The sequence below is a fragment of the Bacteroides caecigallinarum genome, from assembly GCF_016902295.1.
Taxonomy (GTDB): Bacteria; Bacteroidota; Bacteroidia; order Bacteroidales; family Bacteroidaceae; genus Phocaeicola; species Phocaeicola caecigallinarum_A.
Genome location: NZ_JACJLQ010000028.1, coordinates 21,085 through 41,997 on the forward strand (window position 1 = coordinate 21,085; position 20,913 = coordinate 41,997).

At 42.8% G+C, this 20,913-nt stretch carries 19 protein-coding genes and 3 tRNA genes; 11 read left to right on the forward strand and 11 right to left on the reverse strand.

The genetic code is table 11. From position 1 onward, the window contains the following. Positions 1–55: 55 nt before the first annotated feature. The gene (locus tag H6A27_RS10220; protein WP_204508607.1) at positions 56–334 is read left to right on the forward strand and encodes a helix-turn-helix domain-containing protein; all 279 of its coding nucleotides are present in this window, start codon (positions 56–58) and stop codon (positions 332–334) included. Positions 335–431: 97 nt separating this feature from the next. On the opposite strand, the gene H6A27_RS10225 is transcribed toward H6A27_RS10220, so the two are convergent. Continuing rightward, positions 432–1,667, reverse strand: coding sequence for a site-specific integrase (locus H6A27_RS10225; RefSeq protein ID WP_204508608.1), 1,236 nt, complete (start codon positions 1,665–1,667; stop codon positions 432–434). A 411-nt stretch (positions 1,668–2,078) separates the two neighbouring features. Between H6A27_RS10225 and H6A27_RS10230 the strand changes: the two genes are divergently transcribed. The 9 genes from H6A27_RS10230 to H6A27_RS10270 all read left to right on the forward strand — a co-directional run bounded on the left by H6A27_RS10230 (position 2,079) and on the right by H6A27_RS10270 (position 12,138). After that, entirely contained in the window at positions 2,079–3,362 is a 1,284-nt protein-coding gene (locus H6A27_RS10230) for a site-specific integrase (RefSeq protein ID WP_204482640.1), read from the forward strand. A gap of 69 nt (positions 3,363–3,431) precedes the next feature. Next, a complete protein-coding gene (locus tag H6A27_RS10235) occupies positions 3,432–4,727 on the forward strand; it encodes a PDDEXK nuclease domain-containing protein (RefSeq protein ID WP_154043674.1) in 1,296 nt (431 codons plus the stop codon). 7 nt (positions 4,728–4,734) lie between these two features. Further along, complete coding sequence (locus tag H6A27_RS10240; protein ID WP_204482639.1) at positions 4,735–5,754, forward strand: hypothetical protein; 1,020 nt, start codon at positions 4,735–4,737, stop codon at positions 5,752–5,754. A gap of 223 nt (positions 5,755–5,977) precedes the next feature. After that, complete coding sequence (locus H6A27_RS10245; RefSeq protein ID WP_204482638.1) at positions 5,978–6,286, forward strand: DUF3853 family protein; 309 nt, start codon at positions 5,978–5,980, stop codon at positions 6,284–6,286. A 14-nt stretch (positions 6,287–6,300) separates the two neighbouring features. Beyond that, the gene (locus H6A27_RS10250) at positions 6,301–7,377 is read left to right on the forward strand and encodes an AAA family ATPase (protein WP_204482637.1); all 1,077 of its coding nucleotides are present in this window, start codon (positions 6,301–6,303) and stop codon (positions 7,375–7,377) included. Positions 7,378–7,583: 206 nt separating this feature from the next. Beyond that, on the forward strand, positions 7,584–8,543 hold the full coding sequence (locus tag H6A27_RS10255; protein WP_204482636.1) for a toprim domain-containing protein: 960 nt from the start codon (positions 7,584–7,586) through the stop codon (positions 8,541–8,543). A 226-nt stretch (positions 8,544–8,769) separates the two neighbouring features. Continuing rightward, positions 8,770–10,173 (forward strand): coiled-coil domain-containing protein, encoded by a 1,404-nt coding sequence (locus H6A27_RS10260; RefSeq protein ID WP_204482635.1) that lies wholly within the window; start codon positions 8,770–8,772, stop codon positions 10,171–10,173. A gap of 312 nt (positions 10,174–10,485) precedes the next feature. Next, on the forward strand, positions 10,486–11,307 hold the full coding sequence (locus tag H6A27_RS10265; RefSeq protein ID WP_071150056.1) for a DUF4377 domain-containing protein: 822 nt from the start codon (positions 10,486–10,488) through the stop codon (positions 11,305–11,307). 9 nt (positions 11,308–11,316) lie between these two features. After that, positions 11,317–12,138 carry a hypothetical protein gene (locus H6A27_RS10270; RefSeq protein ID WP_018452794.1) on the forward strand — a complete coding sequence of 274 codons (822 nt, stop codon included), beginning with the start codon at positions 11,317–11,319 and terminating at the stop codon, positions 12,136–12,138. Between the two features lie 199 nt (positions 12,139–12,337). Here the strand turns inward: H6A27_RS10270 and H6A27_RS10275 are convergent. The 4 genes from H6A27_RS10275 to rbr all read right to left on the reverse strand — a co-directional run bounded on the left by H6A27_RS10275 (position 12,338) and on the right by rbr (position 14,727). Continuing rightward, positions 12,338–12,411: transfer RNA gene (locus tag H6A27_RS10275), tRNA-Asp, on the reverse strand. A gap of 27 nt (positions 12,412–12,438) precedes the next feature. Beyond that, a tRNA-Asp gene (locus tag H6A27_RS10280) sits at positions 12,439–12,515 on the reverse strand. Positions 12,516–12,686: 171 nt separating this feature from the next. Continuing rightward, the gene (gene eno / locus H6A27_RS10285) at positions 12,687–13,967 is read right to left on the reverse strand and encodes a phosphopyruvate hydratase (RefSeq protein ID WP_204508609.1); all 1,281 of its coding nucleotides are present in this window, start codon (positions 13,965–13,967) and stop codon (positions 12,687–12,689) included. 181 nt (positions 13,968–14,148) lie between these two features. Further along, a complete protein-coding gene (gene rbr / locus H6A27_RS10290; protein ID WP_204508610.1) occupies positions 14,149–14,727 on the reverse strand; it encodes a rubrerythrin in 579 nt (192 codons plus the stop codon). A 215-nt stretch (positions 14,728–14,942) separates the two neighbouring features. Between rbr and H6A27_RS10295 the strand changes: the two genes are divergently transcribed. After that, complete coding sequence (locus tag H6A27_RS10295) at positions 14,943–16,637, forward strand: SulP family inorganic anion transporter (protein ID WP_204508611.1); 1,695 nt, start codon at positions 14,943–14,945, stop codon at positions 16,635–16,637. Between the two features lie 274 nt (positions 16,638–16,911). Here H6A27_RS10295 and H6A27_RS10300 read toward each other — a convergent pair. From H6A27_RS10300 to H6A27_RS10325, 6 genes are all read right to left on the reverse strand, one after another. Beyond that, positions 16,912–16,982: transfer RNA gene (locus tag H6A27_RS10300), tRNA-Gln, on the reverse strand. Between the two features lie 170 nt (positions 16,983–17,152). Then, positions 17,153–17,929, reverse strand: coding sequence for a metal ABC transporter ATP-binding protein (locus tag H6A27_RS10305; protein WP_204403213.1), 777 nt, complete (start codon positions 17,927–17,929; stop codon positions 17,153–17,155). 14 nt (positions 17,930–17,943) lie between these two features. After that, the gene (locus H6A27_RS10310; RefSeq protein ID WP_204508612.1) at positions 17,944–18,810 is read right to left on the reverse strand and encodes a metal ABC transporter solute-binding protein, Zn/Mn family; all 867 of its coding nucleotides are present in this window, start codon (positions 18,808–18,810) and stop codon (positions 17,944–17,946) included. A 31-nt stretch (positions 18,811–18,841) separates the two neighbouring features. Further along, complete coding sequence (gene mnmC2, locus H6A27_RS10315) at positions 18,842–19,522, reverse strand: tRNA (5-methylaminomethyl-2-thiouridine)(34)-methyltransferase MnmC2 (RefSeq protein ID WP_204508613.1); 681 nt, start codon at positions 19,520–19,522, stop codon at positions 18,842–18,844. 4 nt (positions 19,523–19,526) lie between these two features. Continuing rightward, positions 19,527–19,985 (reverse strand): YqaA family protein, encoded by a 459-nt coding sequence (locus H6A27_RS10320; protein ID WP_204508614.1) that lies wholly within the window; start codon positions 19,983–19,985, stop codon positions 19,527–19,529. Next, entirely contained in the window at positions 19,973–20,890 is a 918-nt protein-coding gene (locus H6A27_RS10325) for a hypothetical protein (RefSeq protein WP_204508615.1), read from the reverse strand. The genes H6A27_RS10320 and H6A27_RS10325 overlap by 13 nt, the downstream gene beginning before the upstream one ends. Positions 20,891–20,913 lie beyond the last annotated feature (23 nt).

A 20,913-nucleotide genomic window follows, 5' to 3' on the forward strand; every position in this document is an offset into this window, starting at 1 on the left:
TTGGACAGCCAGGCCATACCGTCTATCTTTGCCTCAAACCAAACAACTACACTTTATGGAAATCGTAAACATTGAAGCTGGTACTTTCAAAGAAATGGTAATGTCCATCCAACTGCTGAAAGAAAAACTGGAAAACCTCAAAGGCAGGCAAACCTTAAAAAGTCTGGATGACTGGATGGACAATCAAGAAGTATGCATGGCACTGAACATATCACAGAGAACACTGCAGACCATGAGAAGCAACGGTACCTTGTCCTTCTCCCAGATTGACCGGAAGACCTATTATCGGAGACAAGATGTTATCAGACTGATTGAAAAAGGGAAGAAGAGATAATCCCGGTAAAAACGTGGCCAATCCATACAAGTAGACAACTCTTCCTTATGTAAAAGGCTATACCTCACTGTGCGTTGTGAAGTATAGCCTTTTCTGATTATCCGAAGACTCGGGCAACATCCTGCATGTCCTTCATGATACTGTTGTCCAGCACACGGGCATAATGCTGTGTCATGCGGGTTGAAGAATGGCCGAGCATCTTCGACACATTCTGTAGAGCTACATCGTTGGCAAGGGTAACAGTCGTCGCGAACGTGTGCCGGGCCACATGAACGGTCAGCCGCTTGTTTACCCGACATAGGGTGGCTATCTCTTTCAGGAACTCGTTCATCTTCTGATTCGACGGAATCGGGAAACAGGGACCTTCAGGATTTTCCGGATTCCAGTCCTTGTATTTCTCCAGAATGACAAGAGCAGGTCCCAAAAGCGGGACATTGCAGGTACAGCTTTCCTTATGAGTAGTAATCTTTACGCGGGCCTTGTGTATCCACAGTTTCCCCTCATTGTCCTTATAAAGATGTGCCGGGCACAAGGTCTTCACATCAATGTACGACAGGCCGGTCAGACAGCAAAACAGAAAAAAATCCTTCACAGTGTTCAGACGTGTCGTGGAAAAGTCCTTCTCCATAATCCGTTTCAATTCTTCCAGGGTCAGGAACGTAGGACACGTCTCTTCCTTCCGGAACAGACGCTTACGTTTTCCGGCCAACGGGTCCAGTTCCAGCCATCCGTTTTCCCGAGCCAGTCCGAGAAATTTGCGGAAACAGCTCATATACTTGGTCAGGGTATTCTGAGAAAGTTTGCGTACCGTTCTCAGATGCATCTCAAACCGGTCGATGAATTCCCCACTCAGTTCATGAAATGTAATATCCTCTTTCCTGTAGAAATCCTTAATGACCGTCTGCAACGATTCATAACAGTTATTATAACGTGAAATGGTGGAGGGCTGGTACTCCATACCGATTAGAGAAGCCCAGTCATCAATACATTTCCGCATGGTCTGCAAAACCAGATGCCGTTCCTCCTTAGAGAATAACTTTATCAGAAGATTCTTTGGGGTAATCAGGGCTTCCCGACAGAGAAGTTCCTTGTGAATCTGATACAGCCTTACTTTTAATGCCTCAATATAGCTGTTCAGCTCCGTTGAACTCCGGTCTTTTCCTTTGCTGCGTTCCTTCACATTGTCCCATAACTTCAACGGAACAGAACGTTGAATCCGGACTTCATCCAATTGTCCGTTAATTGTCACCCTCAGAAAAATTGGTGCCTCACCGTTTTTCTTTAGTCTGCTCTTACGGATAAAGAACAGAATTTTCATTGATTCCTGTTTCATACCACTTTATTTACGTTGTAAAATTAGAAAATGAGGAACAGGAAAATCCTACGCAAAAACATGATAATCAATGAAGTATTATACATTTCAGGTGCTTTTTTATTGTCCCTAAAAAAGGACCCTGAATTTGCACCTGACAAACTTCGTAGAAACGCTATATTCTGCTTCCACCCGAGAACGAAAAAAGCCCTGATTCTGTTGTGAATCAGAGCTTTTCCTAATTTTGCTTTATAAACTGGCGGTGCGGACGGGACTTTAACTTACACAATCAAGAAATCTCATAAAACTGCAATATACTGATAATAATCAAGTTATTATAAATCGGCTATATTACTAAATATCATTAAATACCTTTTGCTATTTCAATTATTGGGTGTATATTTGGGTGTTGAATTTCAAACGCACCCAATTATGAATATCAAACGAAACATCATCTTTTCATTGGAAAGCCGGAAGAAGAACGGAGTGCCAATCGTGGAGAATGTCCCTATCCGTATGCGTGTGGTTTTCGCCAGCCACCGCATTGAGTTCACAACGGGCTACCGCATTGATGTCGCCAAATGGGATGCCGACAAGCAGCGGGTAAAGAACGGATGCACCAACAAGCTGAAGCAAAGCGCATCGGAAATCAATGCGGACTTGCTGAAATACTACACCGAAATACAGAATATCTTCAAGGAGTTCGAGGTGCAGGGATTCATGCCCACTACCGAACAGGTAAAGGATGCGTTCAACAGATTGCACGATGGGAAAAAGGAAGAGGAGGAAGCCCCGGTGGTGTTTCTTCCGTTGGAGGTATTTGATGAGTTCATTAAGGAGTGCGGCACGCAAAACGGTTGGTCTGATGCCACCTATGAGAAATTTGCCGCAGTAAGGAAACATCTTGAAAAGTTTGACAAGGAACTGACTTTTGAATCGTTGGACGAACCCAAGCTAACAAAGTATGTGAATTTCCTGAAAGACACCGAAGATATGCGGAACACGTCCATCATGAAACAGGTTGCTTATCTGAAATGGTTCCTGCGCTGGTGTACCAAGAAAGGGTATTGCATGAACAATGCCTATGAAGATTTCAACCCCAAATTACGAAGCACACCGAAAAAGGTGATATTCCTCACTTGGGAAGAACTGAACAAACTCAAAAATTATCAGATACCCGACACAAAGCAATACCTTGAACGGGTGAGGGATGTCTTTCTGTTCTGTTGCTTTACCGGACTCCGGTATTCGGATGTGCATAATCTGAAGAAAAGCGACATCAGGGACGGATATATAGAAATTACTACCGTAAAGACCGCAGAAAGGCTCATCATCGAACTTAACAACCACAGCAAGGCAATACTCGACAAATACAAGGGTGTGGAATTTGAGGGGCACAAGGCTCTCCCTGTCATAAGCAACCAAAAGATGAATGACTATTTGAAGGAACTGGGCGAACTTGCCGAAATCAACGAACCTGTAAGTGAAACCTACTACAAAGGAAGCAGCCGTATAGACACCATTACACCCAAATACGCATTGCTGGGTACCCATGCCGGGAGAAGGACTTTCATCTGTAACGCTCTGGCTCTCGGTATTCCGGCACAGGTAGTGATGAAATGGACGGGACATAGCGACTACAAGGCTATGAAACCCTACATCGACATTGCCGATGATGTGAAAGCCAGTGCGATGAACAAATTCAACCAACTATAAAAACAATCAGCAAGTTTCACGGGATGCCTGTTATTGGGCTTATCTTTGTAACTTTCAATACATATAACAATGAGCAACAACGATAACAATATAGAGAAAAGGAGTTTCGAGGCTTTTGTCAATGCCATTGGGTCAGAAATAGAGCAGGCGCAAGTCCGGCTCATTAGTGCCGCCAATGCGCAGATGCTGTTCCATTACTGGAAGATGGGCAACTACATATTGTACCACCAGAACCGACAAGGCTGGGGCGGCAAGGTCATCAAGAAACTGGCGCAGGCGATACGGTTCAATTATCCCGAAAAGAAAGGATATTCGGTCAGGAACTTGGCTTATATGTGCCAGTTCGCACGTTCATATCCATTGACCGTATTACGGAGTTTCATCGAAACCGATGCGAAATTGATTACTCCAAGTGTGCGGAAAATCACGGATGAAATCCAAAGCCTGAACAATGTGCCATTTACGCAAGAACCTCTTGCGCAAATACAATCCTCAGACAACAAGGAAGTTGCAATTGTGCAAGAACCTCTTGCGCAAATTCAGGATGTAACCCAGACAGTAGCCGTCGTTTACCGGATGCCGATTGAGGACATGGAAAAACTGTTCCTAGCATCACCTGTTGCAAGAATCAATTGGGCAAGCCATGTGATTCTGCTGAACAGTTCCCTTCCGTTAGGTGTCGATTACTGGTATATGAAGCAATCCGTGGAAATGGGCTGGAGCAGCAATGTTCTTAAAATGCAGATTGAAAGCAAATTGTTTGAACGGCAAATCAACAGTCACAAGGTCAATAATTTTACCGCCACGCTTCCTGCACCTCAAAGCGGCCTTGCCAACTACCTGTTGAAAGACCCGTATATCTTTGACTTGGCAGGAGCCAAAGAACGTGCGGACGAAAGGGACATAGAGGAACAGTTGGTAAAGCACGTCACCCGATACTTGTTGGAGATGGGCAACGGATTTGCCTTTGTCGCAAGGCAGAAGCATTTCCAGATTGGCGACAGCGATTTCTATGCCGACCTGATTCTGTACAACATAAAACTACATGCATACGTAGTTGTGGAACTGAAAGCTACCCCGTTCAAACCGGAATACGCCGGACAGTTGAACTTCTACATCAATGTGGTGGATGACAAACTGAGGGGAGAGAATGACAACAAGACCATCGGGCTGCTGTTGTGCAAGGGCAAGGATGAGATTGTCGCGCAATATGCACTGACAGGCTATGACCAGCCTATCGGCATCAGCGATTACCAGCTCAGCAAGGCTGTGCCGGAAAGCCTGAAATCGGCGTTGCCAAGCATAGAACAGGTGGAAGAAGAACTGACTATGCTTCTTGACAATGAAAAGAACAGACAAAAGTAGGACACCTATGGCAGACAAGATACAGACGATGATTCCCCGATACGGGGAACTCAATAGAATATACAGGGACTATATAGACAATCGCGTTTTCTCTTTTGACAGACAAAAATTCATTTCCGATTTCTGTCAGGAATACAATGACATGAAGTCTTTTGAGGCTGCTATCCTTGAACTGGTGCTTGACAGGCAAAAAGAACAATACACCTTGATACTCAACAGCCTGAAAACCGAAATAGAAAAGAGCATACAGGCTTATGAGGTGTGCCCGTTGAGTGATAGTGCCGTAGAGCGTGCTTGCTATCGACACATGGAAAGGTATTCCCTTGAAATTGAAGCCCAACAGGATGTAACAAGGAGCCTAAGCAAGCCGCTGAATGAAGCCAACAACAGGTATGATTCCATTGGCTACAGGGAACATACCGCCGAAGAGGAAAAACAGGCGGAGAAAGAATATGAACGCTGCAAGGCTGAATATGACAAGGAAAGAGCCATACTGAACGAACTCTATGACCAGCAAAAGGCAGCAAGGAAAGAGGCGTTCCAATATATGAAGAACCGTTGTGCGGATATATACCGCCAAAGCTGCCTTTTTCTGGATATACTGAAGAAATACGTTCCTGACGGGAAACGACAGGACGAGCCGGGCAAGCCAATCAGTCAGCAGGAAACGGCGGATGAACAACAAGAGTATTTCAGCATGAAATTGCTTTCGCTCATTCATGAGGTATGTGTTGGAGAACAGTTCGAGAAAATTTCCGCACCGGATTTTTATGCCAATATGAACTTGCACCCCTGCAACTGCAAGTTGAGAATTAAACCGAGAGAGAAGATACGTGTATGTTATCTGATATTCCTCATGAGCGAAAAGCTCCCCAAACAGGACAGGGACAAATGGAAAGCCGGAATACTGAAACTGCTGGATATTGATGACAGCTACTACAAGTCAAAGTACAAGGAGCCAGTTTCTGATTTCCCCAGTGACAGCAACCAGAATTTCGCCAAGGAAATGGAACATATATTCAGATAATCCGTGATATATCCTGATTCTTTACGAAAGTTCCACTTTTACCACTCAAATTAATTTTTGAGTGGTATTTTTATTTTCTGATATTCAATAAGATACAACGAAATTCGGATTATATCATCCCCATCCTTACCACCCGTATCCATATCTAATTTTGCATCGTTCGAGAACAGAAATAACAGCCAGTGCGCAGGGCTGATTGTTTAACGACTAATTAGATTGGACTATGACAAATATCCAAGAATTATTATCCAAACCCGTCTGGCAGATGACAGGCGAAGAGTTCATCATGTTAAGCAGGTACGCATCCGGTCAGCCGGAAGCGCAGCCGCAGCCCGTAACGGACACAGGCAGAAAGTATGTGTACGGAATACTCGGCATAGCCAAGCTGTTCGGGTGCAGTCTGCCTACCGCCAACCGCATAAAGAAAAGCGGAAAGATAGACAAGGCCATCACCCAGATAGGGCGCAAGATTATCGTGGACGCGGAACTTGCCCTTGAGCTGGCAGGGAAGAAAACAGGCGGACGCAAGTAACGGGAGGAATCGCTATGGACTATATGAAAGACATCCGGGAAATATCGGACGAACAGGCGGTAATCCTCTGGCAAGCCTCACGGCTGAGCCTGTCGGGAAAATACGAGAAAGCCCCTGAAATCCTCAGTGTGAAAGGTTCCGTTATCGGCACGTTGGGAAATTTCAGCGCATCCATCGGCAAAGCCAAAAGTAAGAAGACATTCAATGTGTCGGCTATCGTGGCGGCGGCATTGAAAAACGGTACGGTGCTCAGGTATGCGGCTGAACTTCCCGAAGCCAAGCGGAAAGTGCTTTATGTCGATACGGAGCAAAGCCCCCACCACTGCCTGAATGTGATGGAGCGCATTATGCGTATGGCAGGGCTGCCCGATGACAGGGACAACGAAAACCTTGAATTCCTTGCCCTGCGAAAGTACACGCCGGAGCAGCGTATCAGGATTGTCGAACAGGCAATCTACCATACGCAAAACCTTGGTCTGGTGATAATAGACGGCATCCGTGACATGGTATATGACATCAACAGCCCCGGCGAATCGACACGCATCATATCGAAACTGATGCAGTGGACGGACGACAGGCAGATACATATCCACACGATACTCCATCAGAACAAGGGGGATGAGAACGCGAGGGGACATATCGGCACGGAGCTGAACAACAAGGCTGAAACCGTGCTGCTCGTTGAAAAGGACAAGAGCAACGGGGACATAAGCAAGGTTTCCGCCATGCACATCCGTGCGATGGACTTCGAGCCGTTTGCCTTCCGCATCAATGACAGGGCATTGCCCGAACTGATAGAGGATTACCAGACAGAAGCCAAAGCGCCCGGCAGACCCCAAGGCGAAAGGTTTGATGCCTGCAAGGACATTTCCGAGCAACAACACCGGATAGCACTGGAAGCAGCATTTTCGTTGCAGGACGAATACGGATATAAGGAACTGAGCAAAGCATTGAAAGAGTCGTATGCCTTGGTGGGTGTTCCGTTAAGCGACAACAAGCTGGTCAAACTCATCACAGTGTTGAAGAACAAGCGGATGATAGTGCAGGAGAACGGCAGGAAGTACAGGTACGAACCGGATTTCCACTATTGACACGCTTCCTGCAATCACTTCACTTTATTCTCCGGGTCTATATATTAGGATAAAGCGAAGTGGTTGCAGGGACACATCAAACCGCTTCACTTTAAGCCGTATCCTATATATACGACAATAAAGTGAAGTGGTTATACAGCCAGTAACTTATAAACAGGGACTGGCGAAAAGAAAAAACAAACAATAACCGATAAAGACAATCATTTATGGACATACAGACAGCAAAACAAATCAGACTGGAAGAATACCTGCACAGCTTGGGATATAGCCCGGTGAAGCGACAGGGCATCAACCTGTGGTACAAGTCACCGTTCAGGGAAGAAACCGAAGCCTCGTTCAAGGTGAACACCGAACGGAACCAATGGTATGATTTTGCGCTTGGCAAGGGCGGCAACATCATCGCGCTGGCTTCGCACCTCTATGCAACGGACAGCGTGCCGTACCTTTTGAAACGCATAGAGGAACAGGCACCGCACGTGCGTCCCGTTTCTTTCTCTTTTCGCAAGCAGTCCTTTACGGAGCCGAGTTTCCAGCAGCTGGAAACCGTGCCGCTTTCTTCCCCTGCCTTACTCACTTATTTGCAGGAAAGGGGTATCAATCCGGCACTGGCGAAAAGAGAATGCAGGGAGGCACGGTTTACGCACAACGGCAAACGGTACTTCGCCGTTGCGTTTCCAAACATATCGGGCGGCTATGAGATACGCAACCGATATTTCAAGGGGTGTATTGCACCTAAAGAAATATCCCATATCAGGCAATCGGGAGAGCAAAGGAACACGTGTTACGTTTTTGAGGGATTTATGGACTACCTTTCCTTTCTGACCCTGCGGCTCGAAAGCTGTCCGCAATACCCTGAATTCGACAGGCAGGATTACATGGTGCTGAACTCTGTCACCAATGTTTCCAAGGCACTCTACCCCTTGGGAAGCTATGAGCGCATCCACTGTTTTTTTGACAATGACCGTGCAGGAATGGAAGCCCTTCAACAAATCCGCAAGGAATACGACTGCACCCGGCATATACGGGACGCTTCACAAATCTACTGCGGATGCAAAGACCTGAACGAGTATTTGCAGAAGCGCATGGCTGATGGAAAAGAACAAATGCAATCCGTCAGAAAGAGAAATGACACGCTATCCAAGAAACCGAAAGGCTTCCGGTTATAGCCCACTATAACTACACGCTTCGCTTTCGTAGTTGTGGGCTCTCCCGAGGGGCTTAGGACGCTGCCCTAAGAACCCGGCAAGGGCTTTCAGCCCTATGCAACCCGACCAAAGAGTGACCCTCTCTTTGGAAACTCCGCTCATGGGTTTCACCTCTAAGAACCCCTTGCGGATATGAGCGGAAAGCAGCAAACAAAATTAGTCAAAAACCGAATCAAAAATCGAAAAGATGGCAACAAAATCAAGCATACATATCAAGCCTTGCAATGTGGCATCAAGCGAGGCCCATAACCGGAGAACTGCCGAGTATATGCGCAACATCGGCAAGTCCAAAATCTACATCGTGCCCGAACTCACAGCCGATAATGAACAGTGGATAAATCCGGATTTCGGCAGTCTCGAATTGCAGACGCATTATGAGAACATCAAACGCATGGTCAAGGAAAAGACAGGCCGTGCCATGCAGGAGAAGGAGCGTGAGCGCAAAGGGAAGAACGGCAAGATTATCAAAGTGGCGGGATGTTCACCCATCCGTGAGGGAGTCTTGCTCATCAGACCGGACACCACTTTGGCTGATGTGCGTAGGTTTGGCGAGGAGTGCCAAAGGCGTTGGGGCATCACACCGCTCCAAATCTTCCTGCACAAGGACGAAGGACATTGGCTGAACGGACAGCCTGACCCGGAGGACAGGGAGTGTTTCAAGGTAGGCGAAAGGTGGTTCAAGCCGAATTACCATGCGCATATCGTATTCGACTGGATGAACCACGATACAGGCAAGAGCCGCAAACTCAATGACGATGACATGATGCAGATGCAGACCTTGGCATCCGACATCCTTCTGATGGAGCGTGGTAAGTCAAAAGCCGTAACAGGCAAAGAACATCTGGAACGGAACGATTTCATCATTGAGAAGCAGAAAGCCGAACTGCAACGCATAGAAGCCGTAAAGCGGCATAAGGAACAACAGGTAGACCTTGCCGAACAGGAACTTAGACAGGTGAAATCGGAGATACGCACGGACAAGCTCAAAAGTGCAGCCACCGATGCCGCTACGGTTATAGCAAGCGGAGTGGGTTCTCTTTTCGGCAGCGGAAAAATGAAGAAACTGGAGCAGTCCAATGAAGAATTGCGTCAGGAAATTGCCAAACGGGACAAGGGCATTGATGACTTGAAAGCCCAAATGCAACGTATGCAGGAACAGCACGGCAAGCAGATACGCAACCTGCAAGGAATACACAATCAGGAACTTGAAGCCAAAGACAAGGAAATATCACGGTTGAATACCCTGCTTGAAAAGGCTTTCAAGTGGTTTCCGATGCTCAGGGAGATGTTGAGAATGGAAAAGTTGTGCGCTGCCATCGGCTTCACCAAAGAAATGATAGAGAGCCTCCTGACAAAGAAAGAAGCTATCAGGTGCAATGGCAGGATTTATTCCGAAGAACACAGGCGGAAGTTTGATATCAAGAATGATATTTTCAAGGTAGAAAGGAATCCGACAGATGACAGCAAACTGGTACTGACCATAAACAGACAGCCGATTGGCGAATGGTTCAAAGAACAGTTTGATAAATTACGGCATAGTTTACGTAAATCAGCAGAAGAGCCAAGAAAAAGTAGAGGATTTAGGATGTAATTCGATGGTACTTGATTGGATTTCAATAAAATTCTGTATTTTTGCAAACGGATTGAGGCAACTCTTTCCAAGACATAAGAGAAAAAGAAGAAGCGTTATGCTTATCTTGTACTTGAAAACGTAGGAAATTTTCAAATTAGATGCAAGGATAGCATAGTGGTTCTCACGCTATAGCGTGGGCTGCTATTGTTACATCTGCATCTATGGTTTCCTACGACCTTCAAGTTAAGACGTAGCATAGTTGGCTCACGTTTTCTGCTATTATTAACTTAACATCTTGACAGGGTCAATCAAGAACATAACAGTCAGAATATGAATAAACTTATCACTTCATTTCTGTTCATCACAGTTTTTCTGTTATCAGCTTGCAGTGATGATGAGCCCCAAGATTCAGTCAAAGAGATTAGAATGCTGGTTTCAGCAGAAACAGGCGTAATGTATGCATGGGGCGACGACAAAAAGGAGAATCCCATAGAGTGCATGCTCGTCAAGACGGAAGGTGATTCCGAAGAATGGCAACCTCTCGGATTCAACAGCATTGAGGGCTTTACTTACATAAAAGGACACGAATACTATCTATCGGTAAAGCGGACAATTCTCGCCAATCCACCTGCGGATGGTTCCGACCGTACGTATTCGCTTATCCGTATTCTCCAAGACAGACTTGTGACAGAACCGGAAATTCCGGTCGATGAGGAGATAACATCCGAAGAAGATATTGAATATCAAGATTTGTGTCCTTTTGAGAAATATGCCATCAGCAAAGGGTATATTGTTGATGAGAATGGTAAAATAGTCTATGACGATGGGTATGATTCAATGCTGCCATCCTACAGTTCAGCGCGTATATGGCTGGAAGATGTCCTTGACAAAGAAGACCCGAATTGGGTGAAATTTGAGTCCGTGCCTTACATGGCTATTTATTCGTTTGTTCTGTCTCCGTTTACAGATGAAATTCGTTTGGTACGCAACGAATCACACGGTCCGATGTTCAAAGATGTTGTACCCGAAGATGAGTTTACCCACATTACACAATCCATGCAGTCCGGCGAAGAAGTTCGTTACGCACTCATCCTTGCCAATGTTTATAAAAAGGGACTTCAAAAGGTGGAATTTACCATAAAAAAACAATAACACATAGTCATGATGAATAAACTTATCGCTCCCTTTTTTATTATCATCAGTCTATTTATCTCTGCATGTAACGATGACAATAATGAAAATGAACCAATGTCCCCGTTCAGCCTTGAAAAGACCTATTATGAAGTAAGATTGTGGCGCGGCATCACTGAGATTCCCATTACCAATGGAAGCGGCGACATCAGCCTGTCCGTAGCGGACGAAACGATAGTAGAAGCCAACAAGGTTCAGAATGAAGGAGGAAGTACCTATGTTGCCTTGCAAGGCAAACAGAAAGGAACTACTACGCTTACTCTGACGGACAATGTGACAGGCGACAAGGAAACAGTCGAAGTGAAAGTCACAGACTGCTACATTGCATACGGCATTGCTGAAAGCAATCATCCCACGCTGACTTCAAACCTTATGCTCTATCTGGTTAACAATAAAGCGCGGGATTGCTATTTTTTTACAATGGACAATATGCAGCACCAATTGAATAATACACCACTTGCCGAAGGCACTTATGAGTTCTTTGTCAAGCAGAATGGAGAGGAAACAGTTTCTTATTTGCGTCTGAGTTATTCAGCCGATCCATCCGGAAACTTTGCACAAAATGCTCCAATGGAAATCCACGACTTCGCCCTATCGTTTAGTGATTCTCAAGCAGTACTGGAAATTATCAAAAGCTATTTGGATGTGGATTGGGTGGAACTTATCAGCAATGCCACGACAAAAAGCGTTCCCCCAAGAGACTACACCATGATACTGACCGTTCCCGAAACAGACTATGAAATAATAGGAGCATTTGCAACAGCATCCATTCCTGAATACATCCTGAATTGATAATGATATATTAAGCAGATAAGCCTGCATATCATATAAAGCAAATGAAGAAAACTTGGTTGTTCTTTTCGTTTGCTTTATTTTTATCCTCTACCACAAAGATGATAAATTAAATAATACAAAAAAACACCCGACTTTACATTCTTGGGTGTAAAGTCGGGTGTTTGTTCTGTAAAACATTGATTTTCAATGTTTATTGCGGTGCGTACGGGACTCGAACCCGTGACCCCATGCGTGACAGGCATGTATTCTAACCAACTGAACTAACGCACCAGTTATTTCTAACTGTTTATTTTTTGTTGGCGGTGCGTACGGGACTCGAACCCGTGACCCCATGCGTGACAGGCATGTATTCTAACCAACTGAACTAACGCACCAATTATTCTCGGCTTTTGAGTTGTTTTATGTCTCAATTGCGGTGCAAAGGTACAACAATTTTCCGTACTTGCAATACTTTGACCGATTTTTTTTCAAAAAAAGTGATTATCACCTCATTTTTTACCGAAATCCGGCTGTTTTGAGGTGATAATCGTTGAATTATGGGCAAGTTATTTTATTCTCTTATATCCGTATTTTGCCAGGTCTCCAAGTTCTTCTTCGATACGGAGAAGCTGGTTGTATTTTGCCATTCTGTCTGAGCGGCTCAAAGAACCTGTCTTGATCTGTCCGCTGTTAGTTGCTACTGCTATATCGGCAATTGTAGCATCTTCGGTCTCACCTGAGCGATGTGATGTCACAGAGGTATATCCGTGTCTGTGTGCCATTTCTATTGCATCGAGTGTTTCGCTCAGCGAACCGATCTGGTTTACTTTTATCAGGATTGAGTTTCCGCATCCCATTTCAATACCTTTTGAGAGGAATTCCACATTGGTAACGAACAGGTCATCGCCTACCAGCTGGCAGCGGTTGCCGATTCTTTCTGTAAGTTTCTTCCATCCGTCCCAGTCATTTTCGCTCATACCGTCCTCTATTGAGTCGATAGGATATTTGTTTATCAATTCTTCCAGATAGTCAATCTGTTCGTCGGAAGTACGTTTCTTGCCCTTTTCTCCTTCAAAGATTGTATAATCGTATATTCCGTTCTTGTAGAACTCAGACGAAGCGCAGTCCATACCTATCATGATGTCTTTTCCCGGCTCGTAGCCTGCAGCCTTGATGGCAGAGATTATTGATTCAAGAGCGTCTTCTGTACCGTTAAGTGAAGGTGCGAATCCACCCTCGTCGCCTACTGCAGTGCTCAGGCCTCTGTCGTGGAGTACCTTTTTAAGGGCATGGAAGACTTCTGCCCCCATTCTAAGTCCTTCGCGGAATGACTCTGCACCTACAGGGCGAATCATGAATTCCTGGAAAGCTATAGGGGCATCACTGTGCGAACCTCCGTTTATGATATTCATCATAGGTACTGGCAATGTGTATGTGTTCACACCGCCAATGTATCTGTAGAGAGGAACATCAAGATAGTTTGCGGCAGCTTTTGCCACTGCAAGCGATACACCGAGAATTGCGTTTGCTCCGAGTTTTGATTTGGTCTTTGTGCCGTCCAGTTCAAGCATCTTGTTGTCTATAGCTCTCTGTTGCAGGACAGACCAACCTACAAGTGCGGGTGCAATGACGTTGTTTACGTTATATACAGCTTTCAGAACACCTTTACCTCCGTATCTGCTTTTGTCGTTGTCGCGCAGTTCGAGAGCCTCGTTTTCACCTGTCGATGCTCCTGAAGGAACTGACGCTCTACCTGTTATTCCTGATTCCAGACGAACTTCTACCTCTACTGTCGGATTACCGCGTGAATCCAAAATTTCGCGTCCTTTGATTGATTCTATTCTCATAATCTTAAATTGTTTAATTGTTTTATATTTATCTGCAAAGGTGTAAATACCTATCATTATCTGCAATACCTAAAAGTAGGTATTTTACACTGTATTATAAAAAGAAAACAGGTTGCTGTGGTAAATGTAGGTACATTTAACCAAGGCAACCTGTGTATCTATATGTTATAAAGAACTGTTATCAATAGTTGTTTTTCTTAACTTCGAAATAAGCCTGTGGGTGAAGACATGCAGGGCAAGTTTCAGGAGCCTCAGTTCCTACGTGTACATAACCGCAGTTGCGGCACTGCCATACAGTTTCAACATCTTTCTTGAATACTTTGCCTTCTTCGATGTTCTTAACGAAAGCTCTGTATCTTTCTTCGTGTCCCTTTTCAGCTACAGCAATTTCGCGATACATTTTTGCGATTGCAGGGAAACCTTCTTCATCAGCGATGTCAGCAAAACGTGGGTAATCCAATGACCATTCTTCGTTTTCGCCGGCAGCGGCAGCCTTAAGGTTTTCGAGTGTAGTACCGATTACTCCTGCAGGATAGCTTGCTGTGATTTCCACCATTCCGCCTTCCAACCATTTGAACATACGTTTTGCGTGTTCCTTTTCCTGGTCTGCTGTTTCTGTGAAGATTGCAGAAATCTGTTCGTAGCCTTCTTTCTTTGCTACACTTGCAAAGTAAGTATAACGCATTCTTGCCTGTGACTCGCCTGCAAATGATATTGCCAAATTCTTTTCTGTTCTTGTTCCTTTGATGCTTTTTTTCATAATTGTAGTTATTTGTTGGGTTTGACTTCTTGTTTCATTTTCACATTGCAAATATAATATATTTATTCAAATTTGTAATCATTACAATTTTTAATTTATAATCTTTTAAGTTTTTACAGTCAAATCATAATTTATATAGCTGTAAAAGTATGTTATATGGCAGAAAATACGTAATTTTGCAAAAAAATATTTATAAATAGAAATAAGATTGTTTTATGAAAGGGGTTGAGTTTCATCCTAAACTGTTTTCTACACTCAAGAATTACAGTAAATCAGATTTCATGACTGATTTGATGGCGGGTATAATAGTAGGTATTGTAGCCTTGCCGTTGGCTATCGCGTTTGGTATTGCTTCAGGTGTAACTCCTGAGAAAGGTATCATTACGGCTATTGTGGCTGGATTTATCATTTCGTTCCTTGGTGGAAGTAAGGTGCAGATAGGTGGTCCTACAGGTGCTTTTATCGTTATCATCTACGGAATTATCCAGCAATATGGATTGAGTGGACTTATGGTTGCCACTATGATGGCGGGAGTCCTGCTTATATTATTAGGTGTATTCAAGTTGGGAACTGTCATAAAGTTTATCCCCTATCCTATTATTATAGGTTTTACCAGCGGTATTGCCGTGACTATCTTTACTACACAGATAGCAGATATTTTCGGACTTGATTTCAGAGGAGAGAAAGTTCCTGGCGATTTCATCGGAAAATGGATGCTTTATTTCAAACATTTTGATACAGTGAATTGGTGGAATGCCATAGTAAGTGTGGTCAGTGTGTTTATAATTGCCATAACTCCTAAGTTCTCAAAGAAGGTGCCTGGTTCACTCGTTGCCATTATACTTGTTACTGTAGGAGTGTATTTCCTCAAGCAATATGCTGGCATTACTTGTATAGATACTATAGGCGACCGTTTCAGCATAAAGGCAGAGCTTCTTTCGGCTGCTGTTCCTGAGATTAATTGGGAAGCCATACAGAATCTTTTCCCTGTAGCCATAACTATAGCAGTTTTGGGAGCTATAGAATCTTTGCTTTCTGCAGCTGTTGCTGATGGTGTGATTGGCGATAAGCATGATTCTAATACAGAGCTTATTGCTCAGGGTGTTGCCAATGTGGTATCTCCTATCTTTGGTGGTATTCCTGCTACAGGTGCCATTGCGCGTACGATGACTAATATCAATAATGGTGGTAAATCTCCTGTTTCAGGTATTGTGCATGCTGTGATACTTCTTCTTATACTTCTTTTCCTTATGCCGCTTGCTCAGTATATTCCTATGGCATGTCTTGCCGGAGTATTGGTTATAGTGTCATATAACATGAGTGGCTGGAGAGTGTTTGTCGGTTTGCTTAAGAATCCGAAATCGGATGTAACGGTTCTTCTTATCACATTCTTCCTTACTGTAATATTCGATTTGACTGTAGCCATTGAAGTAGGTTTGCTTATCGCTTGTGTTCTGTTCATGAAGCGTGTTATGGAAACAACTCAGATTTCTGTCATCAAGAATGAACTTGACCCTAATATGGAATCGGATATGGAAGTACACGAAGAGCATCTTATTATTCCTGATGGTGTGGAGGTGTACGAGATTAACGGTCCTTATTTCTTCGGTATAGCAACTAAATTTGAGGATTTGATGGCACAGTTGGGTGACAGGCCTAAGATTCGTATCATACGTATGCGTAAGGTTCCGTTTATTGATTCTACAGGTATTCATAACCTTACTACACTTTGCCACATGTCGCAGAAGGAGAATATACATATCATCCTGTCGGGTGTAAACGAGCATGTACATAAGACACTTGAGAAATCAGGATTCTATGAACTCCTTGGTAAAGAAAATATCTGTAGCAACATAAATGAAGCCTTGGCTGTAGCTACAAAAGAAATTGAAGAACTCAATAGAAAATAAAGCTTTTAACAATTAACATAAAAGCTCCATGTTGTTAACAAACATGGAGCTTTTTCTTTATTTATTAAACTATGTTATAAAGCATAGATTTTTGGCCGAAATACTTGCAGATTACCGGAAAGTCCGTACCTTTGTACTGTGTTTTTCATAGTATTAGATTTTAAGGTTAACAAAGGTTGGAGTACAGCGGTACTCCTTTTTTTATGCCCATACGTTTCGTATTGAATATAACAAAAACAGCTGATAAGTTTGATACCTATCAGCTGTTTTTGTGTTGGATTACCAGGATTCGAACCTGGACAAACAGAACCAAAACCTGTTGTGCTGCCATTACACCATAATCCAAACTTAATTGCTTTCTTTCGAAATGCGTGGCAAAGATACTATCTTTTTATGTAATCTTCAAAATTTTATGTAAGTTTTTTACTGTATATTATTTAAAAATACATACTTAATATTACAGATATACTAATTTTATATCTCGATTGATGATATATTGTTTAGATACACATTGATTATTCATGATTATGATGTGAATGGCTTTTCAGTACCCTGTGCGGCAATTCTCCATGTCCTACCAGTTCTATAGGGCATTGAAGCTTTTCTTCTATCCATTCGGCTGATACTTCGCTTTGAGGATGATAGTCAAGAGTACCGTTTACGCATGCAATGCTTTTTACGTTTTGCAGGACGGAACCTATGTCATGACTTACCAATATAAGTGTGCGTTGTTTGTTTATTTCTTCAAGAAGAGAATATAGTTTTGCTTCGAAACGCTTGTCGATATATGTATTCGGTTCATCCAGAATTATTACTTTAGGGTCTGATACTATTGCTCTTCCTAATAATGTGCGTTGCAATTGTCCTCCACTGAGCTGACCTATAGCTTTTTTAGCCAGTCCTTCAAGTCCCATCATAGATATAGTTTCCTTTACCTTTTCATGATGTTCTTTTGTGAACTTGCTGAATAATGTCTTTTGTTTGTTAAGTCCGGACAATATAACTTCGTAAACAGAAATGGGGAATTTTTTGTCTATAGAACTGTATTGAGGGAGATAGCCAATATCAATACTGCTTACAGGTATTCCATTGTCGAAAAAACTTATTTTCCCTTCTGTTGGCCTTATCAGACCGAGAATAGTTTTAATAAGGGTGGTTTTACCACCTCCATTGGGACCTATTATACCAAGAAAATCCTTTTCTGTTATTTCCAGATTTATGTTTTGCAGGACTGTTTTCTTTTCGTATCCTGCCGACATATTTTCTATCTTTATTATAGTGTTGTTGTTCATTTCTGCTTTGTTCTCTATTGCAAGCATAAAGCTTTGGCTGTTTTTATCATTTCTTCCTTCCAGTTATAGTTCAGTGGATTTATTAGAATAACCTTTAGGTTAAGTTCATTTGCTATAGTTTCTGCATTTCTCATGTCGAACTCCTGCTGTACGAAAATAACTTCAGCGTTTTTTTCTTTGCATAGCTTTATCAACGACTGTAGGTGTGCCGGTGAAGGCTCTTTTCCGCCTTCCTCGATGCTTATCTGTTCGAGCCCGTAATCTTTGGCAAAATATGTCAGCGCAGGATGGTATATAAGAAATGTTTTGTTTGAATTTGAAATAATTGAACGGATTTCATTATCTGTTTCATCAATAATGCCTAATAAGCTGTCAAGTCTGTTCTGATAGTATTCAGAGTTTTTGCTATCCAGTTCGTTAAGTGCCTTATATATGTTCTCGGCAATTATTTTCGCGTTTTCAGTAGAGTTCCATATATGTGGTTCTATTCCTTGCGAATGTTGCTCGTTCGTTTCTCCTGAATGTGAATGCGAGCATTGCTGATGAATCAGGTTTACACCAGTCGATGTATCGTAGAATTTAAGCGTAGGAAGGTTTTCCTGCAATTTCCCTATCCAAGCCAGTTCAAAACCTATGTAACCTATACGCAGGTAAGCTACGCTTTTACCAAGACTTACCATTTGTTGTGGTGTGGGATCGTATGTTTCTGGACTGTTACCTTCCGGCACCATGCTTACTATATTGAATTTATCACCGGCGATAGCCTCTGTAAAATATCTTAGCGGTTCTAATGTAACTGTTATTGTAGGCTTCTCGTTTTCTTTTATATTACTGCATGAAACTGTCAGAAGCAATATCAGTAATGTCAGTAATGTTCTCATAATGTATAAATTAGTATGGTTAATTATTTTGTTATTCGTTTTCAGTTTTATTGATTGTTATCTTTGTCCCTCTGAGGATTTCTCTTTTTCCTCCTGGAGGTCCGGGAAGTCGTTCGACAGTAAATCCTGCAGTCTTAAGCATTCGTCTAACAGCTCCTTTTGCACAATAGGTAGTAAGTATCCTATTTTCATTGAGAATGCTGAATAAACTGTCAAATAACTTCTGACTCCACATTTCAGGTTGTTTTTCAGGCGCAAAGGCATCGAAGTAGATAATGTCATAGCCTTCTCTGAAACGATATTCAGTAAAGTCTCCTTCAATCTTTTCTATAGTGAAATGCTTGGAGACAGTTTGCGGAGAATTCCATCCGGCATTGTGGATAGAGTAAAACAGCTCATTTTCTTCGGGGGCTATAAGATCCGGATAGTCAAGAAGCTTTATAGTTTCCATATCCAGAGGATATTTCTCTATTGTGGTGTAAAAGATATTCCTTTTTCCCTTTTTTGCTTCGATAGATGTAAGAAAAGCGTTCAGACCGGTTCCGAATCCGATTTCGAGAATATGAGGATTTTCAGCGCACGAGTGTTTCAGGCCCATATTGATAAATATGTGTTCCGATTCGGTCAGTGCTCCTTTCACGGAGTGGTAATGTTCGTCCAGTTCCGGAACGAACAATGTATAGCTTCCGTCCGCTGTCTTTTCTATTTCCATAAGTTTAAAGCGATATAAGTTTTAGTGTGGTAGCTACCAGAACGCTGTATCTGATAAGCTTGCCCAATGTCATTGATATAGTGACTATGATAACGTTTGCCCTCATAAGTCCAAGAACCACCAATATTGCATCTCCTAAGACAGGAAGGAATGATAAGAACGCTATCCATGAGCCTTTTCCCTTGATAAACCTTTCGGCTTTATCCATTTGTTTTTTGCTCACTCCGAGATATTTTTCAATCCATTCCATTTTTCCAAGATGCCCTATCCAGTAGCATGTCAGTCCGCCAAGTGCATTTCCTGCGGTTGTAGATAATGTTGATACTATAGGGTCGAGTCCTAATCCTATACATGCCAGAAGTACGGCTTCCGAACTGAATGGGAGAACTGTACCGGCAAGGAAAGCTGAAATGAACATCCCTATGTATCCCCAATCTGTAAGAAACTGAATTATTGCATCCATTGTATCAAATTAATATTCGGTAAAAAATGAATTATCATGTTAAATGCTGCCAGTGCTGCAATAAATATTACTGTGATAATCATGAAAATGTTCGTAAACTTATTTGATTTCAATATCATGGTATATCCGAATAATATTGATGCCAGTGCCATCAGGATTGGCAACAAAGAGTTTATCATCATAGGTTTGATAACAAGCAACGACGTAATGTATATTCCGGTAATGTTTATTACTCTGATGAATATTCGTGTTCTCACCTTGTCATTTAGTGATAGCAGCATACTGTTAATTCCGCTTATTGCAGACAGTAGTAATACGAAAACCACAGTAACTGATTGCGGAAGAGGAATATTGAGATAATCCTGCAGGCTCCATTGGGTTATACCGTTGAACCATGTCAGTACCTGTATTTCGTTTCCTTTATATAAATCGTAACCGGTAAGTATCCAGAACGGAATACAGTAGCCTAATATTCCTGCGAAGAAAGTGCGTAAGTTGAGCATCCTCATCTGTATCATTGTTATGAACAATAATGGGATACAATATATCAAGTCGGGTACTATCATGCTTGCTATTCCCAATCCAAGGAAGGCATGAAAGGTATATCCAGGGGTATTTTTAAGTTCATGTCCTCTTAACAGGCAATAGAAACTTCCTAAGAACAATAACAATATCCAGCATTCCCCTTTGCCATATTCATGCAGAAACAGTGACGATGAATACAGAATAACGAACAAGGCAGAGGGCAATGATGAACGACTTCTGATAAGTGCGAAGAACGTGTTTAGTTCTATAAGAAGATATGTTGTTATGCCTCCGATAATGAATGGTACAAGCTCCAGCAGATTATTGTAGGCTGTTATCCATATTACCAGTGATATTATAATAGCAACGGGAAGTGTCATTATTCCCGTTGCTATCTGATGTT

What these genes read in the sequence shown, in the direction of transcription:
- H6A27_RS10220 (WP_204508607.1), top strand. Translation starts at nt 56, where the DNA reads ATGGAAATCGTAAACATTGAAGCTGGTACTTTCAAAGAAATGGTAATG.
- eno (WP_204508609.1), bottom strand. Translation starts at nt 13,967, where the DNA reads ATGAGAATAGAATCAATCAAAGGACGCGAAATTTTGGATTCACGCGGT.
- H6A27_RS10295 (WP_204508611.1), top strand. Translation starts at nt 14,943, where the DNA reads ATGAAAGGGGTTGAGTTTCATCCTAAACTGTTTTCTACACTCAAGAAT.
- H6A27_RS10260 (WP_204482635.1), top strand. Translation starts at nt 8,770, where the DNA reads ATGGCAACAAAATCAAGCATACATATCAAGCCTTGCAATGTGGCATCA.
- H6A27_RS10255 (WP_204482636.1), top strand. Translation starts at nt 7,584, where the DNA reads ATGGACATACAGACAGCAAAACAAATCAGACTGGAAGAATACCTGCAC.
- H6A27_RS10325 (WP_204508615.1), bottom strand. Translation starts at nt 20,890, where the DNA reads ATGACACTTCCCGTTGCTATTATAATATCACTGGTAATATGGATAACA.
- H6A27_RS10225 (WP_204508608.1), bottom strand. Translation starts at nt 1,667, where the DNA reads ATGAAACAGGAATCAATGAAAATTCTGTTCTTTATCCGTAAGAGCAGA.
- H6A27_RS10320 (WP_204508614.1), bottom strand. Translation starts at nt 19,985, where the DNA reads ATGGATGCAATAATTCAGTTTCTTACAGATTGGGGATACATAGGGATG.
- H6A27_RS10310 (WP_204508612.1), bottom strand. Translation starts at nt 18,810, where the DNA reads ATGAGAACATTACTGACATTACTGATATTGCTTCTGACAGTTTCATGC.
- H6A27_RS10235 (WP_154043674.1), top strand. Translation starts at nt 3,432, where the DNA reads ATGAGCAACAACGATAACAATATAGAGAAAAGGAGTTTCGAGGCTTTT.
- H6A27_RS10245 (WP_204482638.1), top strand. Translation starts at nt 5,978, where the DNA reads ATGACAAATATCCAAGAATTATTATCCAAACCCGTCTGGCAGATGACA.
- H6A27_RS10250 (WP_204482637.1), top strand. Translation starts at nt 6,301, where the DNA reads ATGGACTATATGAAAGACATCCGGGAAATATCGGACGAACAGGCGGTA.
- H6A27_RS10265 (WP_071150056.1), top strand. Translation starts at nt 10,486, where the DNA reads ATGAATAAACTTATCACTTCATTTCTGTTCATCACAGTTTTTCTGTTA.
- H6A27_RS10240 (WP_204482639.1), top strand. Translation starts at nt 4,735, where the DNA reads ATGGCAGACAAGATACAGACGATGATTCCCCGATACGGGGAACTCAAT.
- H6A27_RS10270 (WP_018452794.1), top strand. Translation starts at nt 11,317, where the DNA reads ATGATGAATAAACTTATCGCTCCCTTTTTTATTATCATCAGTCTATTT.
- rbr (WP_204508610.1), bottom strand. Translation starts at nt 14,727, where the DNA reads ATGAAAAAAAGCATCAAAGGAACAAGAACAGAAAAGAATTTGGCAATA.
- H6A27_RS10230 (WP_204482640.1), top strand. Translation starts at nt 2,079, where the DNA reads ATGAATATCAAACGAAACATCATCTTTTCATTGGAAAGCCGGAAGAAG.
- H6A27_RS10305 (WP_204403213.1), bottom strand. Translation starts at nt 17,929, where the DNA reads ATGAACAACAACACTATAATAAAGATAGAAAATATGTCGGCAGGATAC.
- mnmC2 (WP_204508613.1), bottom strand. Translation starts at nt 19,522, where the DNA reads ATGGAAATAGAAAAGACAGCGGACGGAAGCTATACATTGTTCGTTCCG.